Origin of the sequence: Bartonella sp. AP65SXKL, from assembly GCF_042195725.1 — a bacterium.
Classification (GTDB): Bacteria; Pseudomonadota; Alphaproteobacteria; order Rhizobiales; family Rhizobiaceae; genus Bartonella.
In genome coordinates, this window is record NZ_JBHIOW010000006.1 from 70,492 (window position 1) to 85,749 (window position 15,258).

Below are 15,258 nucleotides of genomic sequence, written 5' to 3' on the forward strand. Positions count from 1 at the left end.
AATTCTGGGGTGAACAACAAATTACTTCCTTTGTTACGACGAAGAGAGAAGTAAATCGTATTAAATGTGAAACGATGAGCAGTCCTATCCCATAATAACTTATCAGTTTTTAAAATTTTTAATTAAAGGCAACACATTGAAAAAATGGGTGGTTTTTTTAATACCACCTCCATTTTTCTTTTAGCGACGTAAACCTAACTTCTTTATAAGTGTCTGATAACGATTTTGATCAACTCCTTTAAGATAATCAAGAAGGCGCCGGCGTTGAGACACCATCTTCAAAAGACCACGACGAGAATGATTATCTTTTTTGTGAGATTTAAAGTGGTTTGTTAAATTAGAAATACGTTCAGAAAGTACAGCAATTTGCACTTCTGGTGATCCTGTATCACCAACTTTGTTTGCGTATTCTGCGACAAGAGCTTGTTTACGTTCAGCTGTAATCGACATCGTATTATCCTTTCCAAAAACGAAGAAACATAAAGCCACCCATAGCCGAGATGTCGTTCAGCTAGGGTCTGTGAGAAAACAGGAAAAGTCGAAGACTCTTACCTAATTTCGTTCTTATATAGGAAAGAAGGTTAAAATACTAGTCCTTGACAGCATTTTGAAGTCTTTCTTTAAATAAAAGCTTTTGTTTTGAAATATTGATTTAAATAGAGTTTTATGAGAAGTGTTTTAAACAATTATGCATCCTTTTGATACAAAGATTATGAGTGTGTGTGAGTGGTAACAAAAGTGATAAATAGCGTTGGAGGGAAAAGATGCAGAGCATTTCAACATTAAAACTTTTTCGTAATTCGGTATTTCGAAATTTATGGTCATCTACTCTTATTTCTAATTTAGGGGGGCTGATACAAGCTGTTGGAGCAGGGTGGTTAATGGCGTTGATTAGTTCTTCGCATTCCATGGTTGGGCTAGTTCAAAGTGCCACAACATTACCACTTGTTATGTTTTCTTTGATGGCAGGGGCATTAGCTGATAATTTTAATCGGCGTCAAATTATGTTGTGTGTACAGATTATGATGATGGTCATATCGATGAGTTTATCTATTTTAGCCTATATGGGATTTCTAACACCTTGGCTTTTGTTATGTTTTACGTTTTTGATTGGATGTGGCACAGCTTTTTATAATCCTTCTTGGCAAGCAACGATAGGAGATATTGTGAGCAGGGAAAATATTCCTGCTGCTGTTAGTTTGAATAGTGTTGGCTTTAATTTGATGCGGAGTGTTGGTCCTGCTATTGGTGGTGCCATCATTGCAACTTTAGGGGCATCGGCTGCTTTTTTGTTTAGTGCTATAAGCTATATTCCTCTTATTGGTGCGTTGTTTTTCTGGAAGTCGAATTATGAAAACAACTCATTGCCACGAGAAAGGCTGTTAGGAGCTGTCTCAGATGGTTTGCGTTATGTTGCGATGTCACCTAATCTCTTAAGTATTATGGTTCGAGCGTTCCTTTTTGGTATAGGAGCAACTTCTATTTTAGCACTTTTGCCAATTGTTGCGCATAAAGTTCTTGGAGGAAGTGCCCTTCTTTATGGTACATTGCTCGGTTGTTTTGGGTTAGGAGCCATGACAGCAGGTATTATTAATGCAGTTGTACGGCATCATTTTCGTTCAGAAACAATTATTGCAAGTGCATTTATTGGTTTCGCCTTTTCTTGCTTTTTATTGGGAATCAGTCGTTCACTGATTATAAGCCATATTGCTTTATTTCCTGCAGGGTTATGTTGGGTTTTGGCCTTATCATTGTTTAATACATCTGTACAACTCTCTACACCACGCTGGGTTGTTGCACGTTCTTTAGCTCTTTATCAAACGGCATCTGCCGGGGGGATGGCTATTGGAAGTGCAATCTGGGGAGGTTTAGCTGATGGTTATTCTCCAACAATTGCTTTGAGCGTTTGTTCTTTATTCTTGATTTTTGGTGCTCTTGCAGGGGTAAAATTTAGAATTCAAGAAATTCCTCAGATAGATTTAAATCCTCTTGATCATTTTAGAGAGCCGGAACTATTACTCGACCTCAAAGCAAGAAGTGGCCCGATCATGATAATGATTGATTACCAAATTCATGAAAATGAACTCGAAGAGTTTCTCAAAGTGATGACGCGTCGACGCCATATTCGATTACGTGATGGTGCGCGTCAGTGGGTTCTTTTACGAGATCTTGAAAGACCTGAATATTGGACAGAGGCTTATCATATGCCAACATGGGTAGATTATTTACGCCATAATCATCGTCGTACAAAAGCGGATGCCGAAGTCAATAAGCGTCTGCGTCATTTAAATTGTGCTCCTAACGGTATAAGAGTGCACCGCATGATTGAACGCCAAACAATACCTCAAGCCAATGAGATGCTTTTAAAAGTTTCCTCTGATCATCTCCCTTAGGGTTAAAACAGTTTTTGTAAATATTAAATATGTTAATATTATTTCGATCAATTTGTTAGCTTAATCATAACAAAAAATTGCTGTTTCAATAGTTAATAAATTGATTTATAACGGTTATTTACAATTTTTCATGTTGAGTGATAGTTCTGAAAGTCTTAAGCTTTTCTCGTTTCAAATCTATTTAGAGTAAATCAGTCCACATCTTCGCTTGCACATTACAAACGAGGATTAAAATGTGAGTAAAAAACGATTGAAAAAGAAATAAAAAACCACTTATGAATCTCTTGAAATGCAAGGATTATTGCGACATTAAGAGGAAAAAGTGTGTGGTGGTGTTAGCTTATAGCACTGACTTAAATTTTGATATGAATACGGTAAATATAGACAATGAAAAGCACCATATTTTTCTTAATTGATAGAGAAAAATATCTTTCCGCAAAAGGTGGTTGTGGAAAAGAATCGATTAAATTGAGAAAATCCGCTTTGGTTTAAATAGACTTTTGTCGAGAATGCCAATAGCAAGAAGTTGTTCCTTATAGAGGACACAAACTTCCTCTTCATCAAGAGGTATTTTATGATGATTCAAGAGGATAGAATGACCATTTATAATTCTCTGTGCTTGAGTTTCATTAAGGATATAGTGAGGGAGGCAATCCAATGCGGCGCTTGTGTCAATTAAGAGCCCATCGAGTGTTGAGAAGTTTTTTTCAAAAGAACGATTATTCTCATCTGTAGTGTTTTTATTTGGCGGAATGGCCGCTTTTAGTTCCTCCCATGTAATGAGATCTTCTTCATCAAAAGGTGCGACGGCAATACGTCTTAAATCAGCAATATGCCCATAGCAACCGAGATCACGTCCCATATCGCGTGCTAAAGAGCGCACATAAGTTCCTTTTCCGCAGGTTATTTCAAAGATAGAATGCTCTTTGGTAGGCATTTCTAATAACTTGAAAGTTTCTATTTCCACTTCACGGGGCGGAATGTCAACAACTTCCCCTTCACGCGCTAAATCATAGGCACGATTTCCAGCAATTTTGATTGCTGAAAATTGTGGAGGTGTTTGCAAAATAACACCTGTATATTGAGGAAGAAGAGCAAGTATTTCTTCTTGTGTTGGACGTATGAGAGAAGTTTTCGTTATTTCTCCTTCTAAATCATCTGTTGAGCGCTCTTGCCCCCAAGCAATATGAAAACGGTAAGTTTTTTTGCCTTGCATCACGTAAGGGACGGTTTTGGTTGCTTCGCCCAATGCAATGGGAAGGAGACCAGAAGCAAGAGGATCAAGTGTACCCGCATGTCCTGCCTTTTGAGCATGGAAGAGCCATTTAATTTGTGAGACAGCTTCTGTTGATTTCATTCCTTTTGGTTTATCAAATATGACCCAGCCAGAAACAGGACGCCCTTTTTTCTTGTGTTGCCGCGCCATATCTTTAATCCTCATCTGTATCACTATGGTGAAGATCGCGTGCAACCTCAGGCGAGCGAAGGAGGGCATCAATTTTTGAAAAATTATCAAAACTATTATCAAGTCGGAAACGCAGTTCTGGCATATATTTCATTTGTCGCAACGCATGACTGATTTCTCCACGGAGAAAACGACTATGTTTATTGAGGGTATCAACAACATCGGTATGAGAAGCATTTTTAAGAGTGCTGAGAGGTGATACAAAGCAAGTAGCAATTTTTAAATCTGGTGACATGCGTACTTCAGAGACAGAAATAACAATATCTTTTAAGATATCATCAAGCAAAATATCACGCTGTAATATATGCGCTATTGCATGACGTACTTGCTCTGCTACTCTAAGTTGCCGTTGTGATGGCCCTGCATTTTTCATCAAAGTTTTATCCTTGCTACAAGATCTCTTTTTTGACCATTTAGATAAGGAAAAAGAGATATTGTGTATAAAACCTAATAACTTTTCTCATTTCACAACAGAGTAAAGTTATTGGATTATTTTATAATGTGCGATTAATATGTTCGATACGGAAGGTCTCAATGATGTCTCCTGCACGCATGTCTTCATAATTTTCAAAGGCTATTCCACATTCTTGACCACTTTGCACTTCATTGACTTCATCCTTAAAGCGTTTGAGTGTTTTCAGCTTTCCTTCGTGAATAACGATATTATCGCGGATAAGGCGAACACCGGCTCCTCGTTCTATTTTACCTTCTGTAACACGACATCCTGCAACTTTTCCAATTTTTGTAATGTTAAAGACTTCTAGAATTTCAGCATTACCAAGGAAAGTTTCACGCTGTTCTGGTGAGAGTAATCCAGACATAGCAGCCTTGATATCGTCAACAAGATCATAAATGATGTTGTAATAACGAATTTCAATTCCTTGTGTTTTAGCAAAATCACGTGCCTGCTTATTGGCTCGAACATTAAAGCCAATTACAGCAGAGTTAGAAGCTTCTGCAAGAGAAATATCACTTTCGGTAATTCCTCCAGCACCAGAATGTACAATACGCGCACGAACCTCGTCATTTCCGAGTTTTTCCAATGCTGAAGCGATTGCTTCAATTGATCCTTGAACATCTCCTTTTATAATAAGAGAAAAATCCTTAACACCAGTCGTTTGCAATTTTGTCATCATCTGTTCAAGAGAACCACGCGAACCAGTTTGCCGCGCAACAGCTTTATCACGTGCTAATCGTTGCCGATATTCAGAAATTTCACGTGCTTTTGCTTCATGTGTGACAACAGCAAAACGGTCTCCGGCTTGTGGTGTTCCTTGCATGCCTAAAATTTCAATTGGTGTAGAGGGAACGGCCTCTTTGACATGGCGGCCATGGTCGTCAATCAAAGCACGTACACGACCCCATTCATTTCCAGCAACGATAATATCAGAAGGGTGTAATGTACCTTTTTGAACAAGAACTGTTGCAACAGACCCACGTCCGCGATCCAATTTGGCTTCAATGATAACGCCCTCTGCAGTTCGTTGAGGATCTGCTTTCAGATCAAGCATTTCAGCTTGAAGAAGGATAGCTTCGAGAAGTTTATCAAGATTTTGACCAGTTTTAGCAGAAACTTCAACGTCCAAAGTTTCTCCACCCATAGTTTCAACAAACACTTCATGTTGTAGAAGTTCTGTACGCACTTTTTGTGCATTCGCAGCTGGTTTATCAATTTTGTTGATAGCAACAATGATAGGTACACCAGCAGCTTTCGCATGATTGATTGATTCAATCGTTTGAGGCATAACACTATCATCAGCGGCTACAACGAGAACAGCAATATCAGTAACACGAGCTCCGCGTGCACGCATAGCGGTAAATGCAGCATGACCTGGTGTATCAATAAAGGTAATTTTTTGACCATTTTGTTCTACTTGATAGGCACCAATATGCTGCGTAATACCTCCTGCTTCGCCAGAAACAACATTTGCTTTACGAATAGCATCCAAAAGCGAAGTTTTTCCGTGGTCAACATGGCCCATAATGGTTACAACAGGGGCGCGCTGCTGCATGTTTTGAGGATTATCTGTTATATTAAAGATACCTTCTTCTACGTCAGATTCTAAAACACGTTTAACAGTATGGCCAAATTCAACAGCGATGAGTTCGGCAACATCTGCATCAATAACATCGCCAGGTTTCATCATTTGTCCTTGTTTCATCAAGAATTTAATCACATCAACAGAACGCTCAGTCATACGTTGTGCGAGCTCTTGAATGGTAATCGTTTCAGGAAGAACAACTTCGCGAGAAATTTTTTCTCTTGGTTCTTGATTTTGTGCACGCTTAAACTTTTCCTGTCTACGCCGCATTGCAGCCATTGAGCGCCCACGTGCGCTTCCTTCTTCATCCAGTGCACTATTCAGAGTTAACTTTCCGCGTCTCCGCTCATCAGCTCCTTTGACAACTTTTGGTACACGTATTTCTGACTTAGCAGGATTAGCACGTCGACTATGCCGTTCTTCCTCTTTATTGTCATCTATTTTGCGTTTTTCAACCACGGTTGTGTGTTTAGGCGCAATAGGAATATCTGTCTGTTCAATGAGAGGGGGAACAGGTGGAGTCTGTACTGGCAATATTTCTTCTTCTTGTTGGAGATGTATTTCTTTTTCTTTAATTTCTTGCTGTAAAATTTCTTCACGCTCTTTAGCGCGTCTTGCTTCTTCTTCGGCTTGTTCTCGCGTTATTTTTTCTTGGATATGTGCTTCTTCTAACGCGCGAAGTCTCGCTTCCATTTCAGTTGATGAAAGATTGCTTTTGGTCACAGATTCTTGAGGCTTTTTCCCCTCAAAACGCGGTTTAGAACGCTGGGGGGCCACATGCGGCTTTGTAATGGGCTGTAGGGTTTCAGCTTTTTCATCAGGTCGCGTAATTTTACGCCGTTTGGTTTCGACAACGACAGCCTTCGTACGGCCATGACTAAAATTTTGTTTAACCGTGCTCGTTTCCAAGACAGACCTCTTGAGAGTTAGTGTCTTCTTGACGGTTGTTTTGTCGTTGTTATTTTCACTCATTGTACTTCCTTCACGGCTTGTGCCGTCATCTCACTAGACTTACTATGCTTGTCGTCACGATAGCTGATCAATTTACATGTTGTTTTGAGAAATCCTTCAGCAGCTTTTGTGTCCAGTAAGGCCGCGTGCATTACAGGATTAGAGCCAAAAGCCACTCGCATTTCATCACTTGTAAATAAAGATATGGTTTTTATAGTCCGATTTGTTTGTTGTTGTATTGAATGGATGGCCTGTGCAATTTTTCGTTTCCCATCTTCTGTTGTTTCTTTAGCATGAAGTACAAGAATAACTTTACCAGAGCGGATAGCAGCGTCAACCTTTGTTGCTCCCATAACAATTGCTCCCGCTTTTCGTGCCATGGAAAGGCTTGAAAGAGCGGCTTTTAGTAAAAGCGTATCAACAACATGCACAAGATTTGGTGCAACCTCAACATCTGTTTTAAAATTTCTATGAAAAGCTTTCTGTTTGATTGCTTTCTCAATAACAGCGTGATGGGCAGAAATCCAAACGCCACGCCCTGGTAAATTCGCTTTAAGATCAGGAACAATTTGGTTATTGGGACCAATAACAAAACGGATCAGCGTTTGTGCTGAAGCATTTTTTCGGGTAACAATGCAAGTCCGTTCGTTCATTTAAAGTGTATCCACATCCAAATCATCTGTTTTTTCATTTTCTGCAGAATTTTCATCTTCTACAGGACTTTCTGTAACAAGATCAGCTTGGTCTATCCAGCCTGCTTGTACACGTGCGGCTAAAACCATAGCTTCTGCATCTGCGCGTGTAATGTCAAAAGGGGTTAAAATACCAGAAAAATTCTGTGTTTGACCTTCTTTACGTTCTCTCCAACCAGCTAAATCATCAACGGCATAGCCAGCAAAGTCTTCTATTGTTTTTACACCATCTTCACCTACAGCAACCAACATAGCACTTGTCATTCCAGGAAGTGTTCGCAATTCGTCAGAAACTCCAAGCTTTTTGCGTTTTTCATCAAGTTCTTTTTCTTGATGATCAAGATATTCGCGGGCACGACTTTGGATTTCAGCGGCGGTATCATGGTCAAAACCATCAATAGAAGCGATTTCTTCAAGATCAATATAGGCGATTTCTTCAATAGAAGAAAAACCCTCTGATGCCATAACCTGTCCGATCATTTCGTCAACCTCTAAGGCTTCCATAAACAATTTACTCCGTTCAGTAAATTCTTTTTGACGATTTTCAGATTCTTCCTTTTCTGTTAAAATATCAATGTTCCATCCTGTTAGTTGTGAAGCCAAGCGAACATTTTGCCCACGTCGTCCAATAGCAAGGCTAAGTTGATCATCTGGCACAATAACTTCAATCCGTTCAGCATCTTCATCAAGGATGATTTTAGAAACTTCAGCAGGTTGCAGTGCATTAACGACAAATGTTGCCGCATCAGGCGACCAAGGAATAATATCAATTTTTTCGCCTTGTAATTCAGCAACAACAGCTTGTACACGACTTCCTCGCATTCCAACGCACGCTCCAACAGGATCAATGGAACCATCACGTGAAACAACGGCGATTTTAGCCCGTGAACCTGGATCACGAGCAACAGATTTGATTTCTATAATACCATCATAAATTTCTGGTACTTCCATAGTGAAAAGTTTTACCATAAATTGGGGATGTGTGCGTGAAAGGAAAATTTGCGGACCACGCGTTTCACGGTGTACATCATTGACAAAAGCACGAATGCGATCTCCATAGCGGAATGATTCACGAGGAATTAATTCATCACGGCGAACAATAGCTTCACCGCGCCCTAGATCAACGATGACGTTACCATATTCCACACGCTTAACTGTACCAGAAATAATTTCACCAACTTTATTTTTGAATTCTTCATATTGCTGATCGCGCTCTGCATCGCGTACTTTTTGTACAATAACCTGTTTAGCAGATTGTGCTGCGATACGTCCAAAATCCATAGGAGGTAAAAGATCAGCAAAAAAATCACCAATTTTTGCTTCTGCTTGACGTTTGAGAGCATCAGACAAAGTAATTTCCGTTGTATAGTCTTCAACGACATCAACGATTTTAAGCAGGCGCTGTAATTTAATTTCACCTGTTTTAGAATTGATTTCAGCACGAATATTGGTTTCTTGACCATAACGAGAACGTGCTGCTTTTTGAATAGCATCAGCCATCGCAGAAATGACAATTTCACGGTCGATTGACTTTTCACGTGCAACAGCATCTGCAATTTGCAGAATCTCAAGCCTGTTAGCGCTTGTAGCCATCAATTTTCTCCTTCTTTGTGCCACACGATGGGTATTTCCCAGTGATATTATTTTTTGAAATTGAGCGTCTGTATAGAGTCGTTAGCGTTCTCTTCGGCAATGAATTGTTGACTTAAATCTTTATTTTGTTTCAATGCATCGCGAATAAGCTCATCGGTAAGCACTAAATGCGCATTTATGATATCACAAAAGGAAATAGGGGTATACATGGCTTCTCCATAAGCAGCTTTATCAGTGTTTAAAATAAATCCATCTTGCGTGATATTTGTAAGTGTCCCACGAAATTTTCGGCGCCCATCAATTGTTATTTTGGTTTCAATTTTTGCAAGATGCCCTTGCCAATGAAAAAAATCAGATTTTCTTACCAATGGACGATCAATTCCAGGTGATGAGATTTCTAAATGATATTTGCGTTCAATAACATTTTGTACATCAAGGAGGGGAGAAACTGTTCGACTAACAGTTTCACAATCTTCTATGGTCATAGAACCATCGGCACGTTCAACCATAATTTGAAGTGTTAAACCATTTTGACCAAGAAGTTTCACACGAACCAAACGAAAACCTAAAGGTTTAAGTAGTGGTATGACAAGAGCAGCAACCTGTGCTTCGATACCATCTTCTTCAAACAGGCGCGGTTCGTCAAGATTGCTTATTTTTTCAGCTTCGTTCATACATTTTATCCAAGTTGGTTTCATCAGTTTTATGATATTAAAAAAGAGCGGGTCCAACGGCCCACTCTTCATCATAAGACCAAGAATTTAACTATTGATACTCTTAAATTCAAAATTTTTCAAGTTGTTTATGAGAAAAGCGCTTGATCATTTATTTCTTGATAAAGGTAAGATAGGCAGGCGTTCGTCCTTCGCGTAAAGCTTTTGCTTCATAGCGGGTTCCGCTCCATAGTGGATAAGGGAGTTTCCAGTCTTGAGGGCTTTCTGCTTTCCATTCAAAGTGATCATGTTGTGCACAATGGTACAAAGTCCAGTTTACATAACTGTCTATATCGCTAGCAAAGCGCAAAAATTTCCCTATTTTAAGAACACGAGCAAAACGGTTAAGATTTTTTATGTTGATGAAGCGTCGTTTCCAGTGTTTCTTTTTCGGCCAAGGATCAGGATAGAAGAGGTCTATTCCATCAAGCGAGTTATCAGGGAGCCAATCAAGAAGGCGTGTAGCATCATCATTATAGAGGCGAAGACGATTTTGATGGTTTTGATGCTGTTCAAGAGACGACAATATTTTTGCCATGCCATTGATAAAGGGCTCGACGCCGATAAAACCGGTTTTTGGAAAATATGCCATTTCATGAAGTAAATGTTCACCTCCACCAAAACCGATTTCAAGTCGAATTTCTCTTACTTTGCTTGAAAATAAGGATGTAAGGTTTAAGGGAGGAGGGACATTTAAATCAATATTCAAACTGGGGAGAAGCATTTGTATACGTGTAAGCTGACTGTCTCGAAGTTGTTTTCCTTGTCGGCGTCCAAAAAATGCTTCACTCTTACGTATATTATGTTTAATCATGGGATTTGGATCATTGTTTGAAGCGTTTTCACGAGATCAGTTTTTTCCCATGAAAACGAACCATCGTGTTTTGGTTTACGACCAAAGTGACCATAGGCAGCTGTTTTCGCATAAATAGGTTTATTGAGGTCAAGATGTTTTCGAATGCCGGTAGGTGAAAGGTCCATTATTTTGCGGATGGCTTCTTCAATAACCTTTTCATCGACTTTTCCTGTTCCATGAAGATTAAGATAAATAGATAAAGGTTGTGCAATACCAATTGCATAGGAGAGTTGAATGGTGCATCTCTCTGCTAAATGAGCAGCAACAATATTCTTAGCCAGATAGCGTGCCGCATAGGCAGCAGAACGATCAACTTTTGTTGTATCTTTTCCTGAAAAAGCACCGCCTCCATGGGGTGCTGCACCTCCGTAAGTATCCACAATAATTTTGCGTCCCGTTAATCCGGCATCGCTTTGAGGGCCTCCAATGACAAATTTTCCTGTTGGGTTAATATACCAACTACATTGAGCTGCAATGGGAATGTCATGTAAAGCTTGGCGAATGTAAGGTTCAACCACTGTACGTACTTTATTGGAATCCCAGCTTTCATCAAGGTGCTGCGTTGAAAGAACAATGGATGTGACCTCTATCGGTTTTCCATTTTTATAACGTATGGTTATTTGGCTTTTAGCATCTGGTCCTAATTTTCCAGTTTCTCCCTCTCCTTTATGACGAGCTGCGGCAAGAAGTTTGAGAATTTTATGCGCATAATAAATTGGCGCAGGCATGAGATCAGGTGTTTCACGGCAAGCATATCCAAACATGATACCTTGATCACCCGCTCCTTCTTCACCATGCCGATCCGTAGCATTATCAACCCCTCTTGCTATATCAGCTGATTGTGGGCGCAAAAGAACATCAATTTTAACAGTTTTCCAATGGAAGCCTGCTTGTTCATAGCCAATGGTACGAATAGCACGGCGCGCTGCTGTACGAAAACGTGTAGGATTAATGAGTGGAAAGCTAGTTTCATCATAGATGAATTCTTTATTTTTATCTTTTTTTAATAGCGTATCGGGAACACGTACTTCACCAGCGATAACAACACGGTTGACACTGACGAGAGTTTCACAGGCAACGCGTACTAACCATGGATCAGTACCAGTCTTTTCAGCTTCTTTATAGATCATATCAACGATTTCATCGGAAATACGATCACAAATTTTATCAGGATGTCCTTCCGATACCGATTCGCTCGTAAAAAGATAATCTTGATGCGGCATAGGAACTCCTTCAAAAAAGAAAACCAACGATTTAATCAATTGCTTACTAAAGTCGTCACCATTTGCTAACTCTACAGCAAATAGTCAATGCAAATGTATATGAATAAAAGAGAAAAGATATAATTTTAATTTATAACTTATTTGTCAAATCTTCCTCAGAAAGTGCTTTTGCCAAGTCAATAATTTTTCGACGCACTTTAGCATCAGATATATTTGTAAAAGCGCGCATGAGCTGAATCCCTTCGCTGCTAGAACAAAAGTCTATAAAATTGTGTTCACTTTCAGCAAAACCCTCTACTTGTTGGGAGGTAATACCTTTATCAAAAAAGTAAGAAACAGGAACATCCATAATTTCCGCTATCGCTTGAAGACGGCTGGCACCAATACGGTTTGTTCCTTTTTCATATTTTTGGATTTGCTGAAAAGTAATTCCTAATTTTTCACCTAGTTTCTCTTGAGTGAGTCCTAAAATATTACGACGTAAACGGATACGAGTTCCAACATAGATATCTATAGGGTCAGGTTTTTTTCTAGTTTCGGTCATAATGCAACTCTTTATTTCCAGCATTTTTCTTCTAAACCAACATCATATTTATGCGCAGTTGATTTATCATATAATTAAAACAATATGTAATATTTTTTCCCAATATCACTGGTACACGCAACACAATACCGTACAAAGGGCACTTGAATCATTTAAGCTGTTTTGTAAAACCAAAACCAATACGACACAATAGCATAAGGATGAATAAGATAAAAGTAGAGAAAGTTCTGTATTCATTGCTTCCTATAGGGGTAATGGATGATGGAACTTGTGAATCAATAATGCCCACAGCATTTTGTCGAAGAGCTACAACGATTCGTCCATAAGAATCAATAACAGCTGATATGCCATTATTGGCGGCCCGTATGAGGGGGATTCCCAGTTCAACGGCACGAAGCTGTGCTTGTTGAAGATGTTGATAGGGTCCAGGTGTTACACCAAACCATGCATCATTTGTAATATTAATAATTGCTTGAGGTGGGGAGCCTTTAAAAGTCATTTCATGGGGAAATATTGCTTCATAACAAATTAAGGGTAGATAAGAAAATCCGTTTGGCATTGTAACAATTTTGCGCACACTTGCAGCACTATATCCACCAATATTATCAGCAAGGGTACGCAATCCAATTTTTTTCAATAAATTCTGATAAGGAAGATACTCACCAAAAGGAACCAAATGAAGTTTATCGGAAGTATTTAAAATATTACCTTGAGCATTAATGACTGCAATTGTATTAAAATATTGTGTTTGGGAATGAGGTAGATCATTGCTGGCGCGTATTGCTCCAACAATAGCCCATTGTTTAGGTTTTAAAAGAGAGGCAATGCGCATTGTGATAGATGAATTATCATAGAGAAGGTAAGGAACGGAAGCTTCAGGCCATACGATAAAATCGGGTTCTGAATTTTGATCGGTTGTTGGCGTTGCACTTAGCTTCATATGTGCTTCCAACATAGATTCTCGTGTATTATCACGCAATTTTATATTTTGTTGGATGGACGGTTGAACAATGCGCACCCAATAAGCACTTTTTTGATCTTCAGTTGTGTTTTCTATAGTATGAAGACGATAAAACCCAAAACCACAGTGAATGAATATAAGTGATAAGCAAAGAGAAAGTGCCACTTTCTTTTTTTCATCCGTTAATAAAACAGTTGGCAAACTGTAGGCTAAGACAGCAAGAATATTCATTCCGTAAAGTCCTACGATTGCATCAGATTGCATGAACATTGGGGTTGGCATGGCTGTATAGCCAAGAGAATTCCATGGAAATCCTGTGAATAAAAACGCACGCAACCACTCGGATAATCCTAATGCAAAGGCTAAAACAAAAAAGCGTGCTATTCCTTTTGTCCATAATAAACCGACAATGAAACCAGAAAAAAACCAATAAAGAGAAAGGTAGAGTGGAGGGAATAAAATGGCTAATGGGACTGCCCAACCAAAAGAATCTGGATCTGTTAACAAAGCATTGCATAGCCACCAAAGGCCGCAAATAAAATAACTAAAACCAAAGGTTCCACAGCTTAAAGCGTAAGTAAAAAAATGTTTTTTATTGTTTTTGGTGGCCCGTATTGAGTCAAGTAAAACAATAAAGAGAGGGAAAGTTAAAAAGCAAAGAGGCGTTAAATAAAAGGGTGGAAGTGCAAAAGAAGTAAGAGCACCACACAGAAATATCCATGCTTGGCGCTTCCAGCCTGTAACAGAGAACAAAAAAACGATGAAATTGTTTAAAAATACTGGACTATTCTTTAGGGATGGCATTGTTCTCAAGATTCTCATTTTTGGGAATGCGAAAAATGCGCAATCGTTTAATCCGGCGTTTATCAGCTTCTAAAATACGAAATCTATAGCCAGGTACAGCTTCGACAATTTCACCTTTAGCAGGAATGCGATCAAGAATTGAGACGATCAAACCACCAATAGTATCAACTTCATCACCATATTCCCCTACGATAAAATCAGGACCAAGAGCTTTCTCCACATCTTCTAGTTCAGTTCTTGCATCAACGAGCCATTTATTATTTGGTTCACGTACGATAGCATTGTCGACATTATCATGTTCATCTTCGATATCCCCAACGACTAACTCAACAATATCTTCCATTGAAACGAGACCATCTGTTCCTCCATGTTCATCAATAACTAAAGCCATTTGAGTTCGTGTAGTTTGCATCCGTGTTAATAATTTGCTTGCAAGCATAGAACTGGGAACAAAGAGAACTGTTCGGATCAAATCCAATTCACCGATTGGAGTATGCAAGTCTGTATGGTTTAATTGAAGCAAATCAGATTTTTGTTCGGTTTTTGTTGGGTTGATAATAAAGCGAGTGATGTAGTTAAGAATATCGCGGATATGGATCATGCCGCGCGGATCATCTAAAGTTTCAGCATAAACGGGGATACGAGAATGACCAATTTTTGCAAAACATTTAAGGGTTTCTCCAAGAGAGGTGTTTATTTCTAATGCTTCGATTTCAGAACGAGGTATCATAACATCATCCACGCGTGCTTCACGTAAGCGTAAAATGTTATGCAGCATAGTACGTTCTTCAGGTGAGAAGAGGGCGGTATCTTTTTCATTGTTAGTCGTGAGTGCAACGGTAAGATCATCGCGCAGTGACGTAGATGCACAATTACGACCCCGTAAGAATGAAAATAAATGATTCATCAGGGAATATTTCTCTGTATGATTCGTCTGCTGAGAGGGGTCTTTTTCATTATTAGAAGATGCTTGACTATTATTTTGTGCATTTATTTTGTTTGCCATGGTTTTGAAATCTTC

Annotated in this window: 13 protein-coding genes; 1 reads left to right on the forward strand and 12 read right to left on the reverse strand. The window is 39.1% G+C overall.

Translation table 11 applies throughout. The annotated features are described in order from the left end of the window. Positions 1–180: 180 nt before the first annotated feature. Positions 181–450 (reverse strand): 30S ribosomal protein S15, encoded by a 270-nt coding sequence (gene rpsO, locus ACFIMP_RS05245; RefSeq protein WP_005774142.1) that lies wholly within the window; start codon positions 448–450, stop codon positions 181–183. Between the two features lie 314 nt (positions 451–764). Between rpsO and ACFIMP_RS05250 the strand changes: the two genes are divergently transcribed. Beyond that, positions 765–2,393 carry an MFS transporter gene (locus tag ACFIMP_RS05250; protein ID WP_375686104.1) on the forward strand — a complete coding sequence of 543 codons (1,629 nt, stop codon included), beginning with the start codon at positions 765–767 and terminating at the stop codon, positions 2,391–2,393. Between the two features lie 463 nt (positions 2,394–2,856). Here ACFIMP_RS05250 and truB read toward each other — a convergent pair whose 3' ends face one another. From truB to ACFIMP_RS05305, 11 genes are all read right to left on the reverse strand, one after another. Next, positions 2,857–3,819 (reverse strand): tRNA pseudouridine(55) synthase TruB, encoded by a 963-nt coding sequence (gene truB, locus ACFIMP_RS05255; protein WP_375686105.1) that lies wholly within the window; start codon positions 3,817–3,819, stop codon positions 2,857–2,859. Between the two features lie 4 nt (positions 3,820–3,823). Continuing rightward, the gene (gene rbfA / locus ACFIMP_RS05260) at positions 3,824–4,231 is read right to left on the reverse strand and encodes a 30S ribosome-binding factor RbfA (protein WP_375613309.1); all 408 of its coding nucleotides are present in this window, start codon (positions 4,229–4,231) and stop codon (positions 3,824–3,826) included. 121 nt (positions 4,232–4,352) lie between these two features. Continuing rightward, positions 4,353–6,872 carry a translation initiation factor IF-2 gene (gene infB, locus ACFIMP_RS05265; RefSeq protein WP_375686106.1) on the reverse strand — a complete coding sequence of 840 codons (2,520 nt, stop codon included), beginning with the start codon at positions 6,870–6,872 and terminating at the stop codon, positions 4,353–4,355. Then, positions 6,869–7,504: an RNA-binding protein gene (locus ACFIMP_RS05270; protein WP_375611814.1), complete on the reverse strand. Its 636-nt coding sequence runs from the start codon at positions 7,502–7,504 to the stop codon at positions 6,869–6,871. The genes infB and ACFIMP_RS05270 overlap by 4 nt, the downstream gene beginning before the upstream one ends. After that, positions 7,505–9,136, reverse strand: coding sequence for a transcription termination factor NusA (gene nusA / locus ACFIMP_RS05275; protein ID WP_375639482.1), 1,632 nt, complete (start codon positions 9,134–9,136; stop codon positions 7,505–7,507). Positions 9,137–9,183: 47 nt separating this feature from the next. Beyond that, complete coding sequence (gene rimP / locus ACFIMP_RS05280) at positions 9,184–9,834, reverse strand: ribosome maturation factor RimP (protein WP_375611870.1); 651 nt, start codon at positions 9,832–9,834, stop codon at positions 9,184–9,186. Positions 9,835–9,961: 127 nt separating this feature from the next. Beyond that, entirely contained in the window at positions 9,962–10,663 is a 702-nt protein-coding gene (trmB, locus tag ACFIMP_RS05285; RefSeq protein WP_375668316.1) for a tRNA (guanine(46)-N(7))-methyltransferase TrmB, read from the reverse strand. Then, positions 10,660–11,928: a methionine adenosyltransferase gene (metK, locus tag ACFIMP_RS05290; RefSeq protein WP_375613312.1), complete on the reverse strand. Its 1,269-nt coding sequence runs from the start codon at positions 11,926–11,928 to the stop codon at positions 10,660–10,662. Before metK ends, trmB begins: the two co-directional genes overlap by 4 nt. Positions 11,929–12,058: 130 nt before the next feature. After that, positions 12,059–12,472, reverse strand: coding sequence for a helix-turn-helix domain-containing protein (locus ACFIMP_RS05295; RefSeq protein WP_375611810.1), 414 nt, complete (start codon positions 12,470–12,472; stop codon positions 12,059–12,061). Between the two features lie 148 nt (positions 12,473–12,620). Next, on the reverse strand, positions 12,621–14,255 hold the full coding sequence (gene lnt / locus ACFIMP_RS05300) for an apolipoprotein N-acyltransferase (protein WP_375613313.1): 1,635 nt from the start codon (positions 14,253–14,255) through the stop codon (positions 12,621–12,623). Continuing rightward, positions 14,218–15,243 carry a hemolysin family protein gene (locus tag ACFIMP_RS05305; protein WP_375613314.1) on the reverse strand — a complete coding sequence of 342 codons (1,026 nt, stop codon included), beginning with the start codon at positions 15,241–15,243 and terminating at the stop codon, positions 14,218–14,220. Before ACFIMP_RS05305 ends, lnt begins: the two co-directional genes overlap by 38 nt. Positions 15,244–15,258 lie beyond the last annotated feature (15 nt).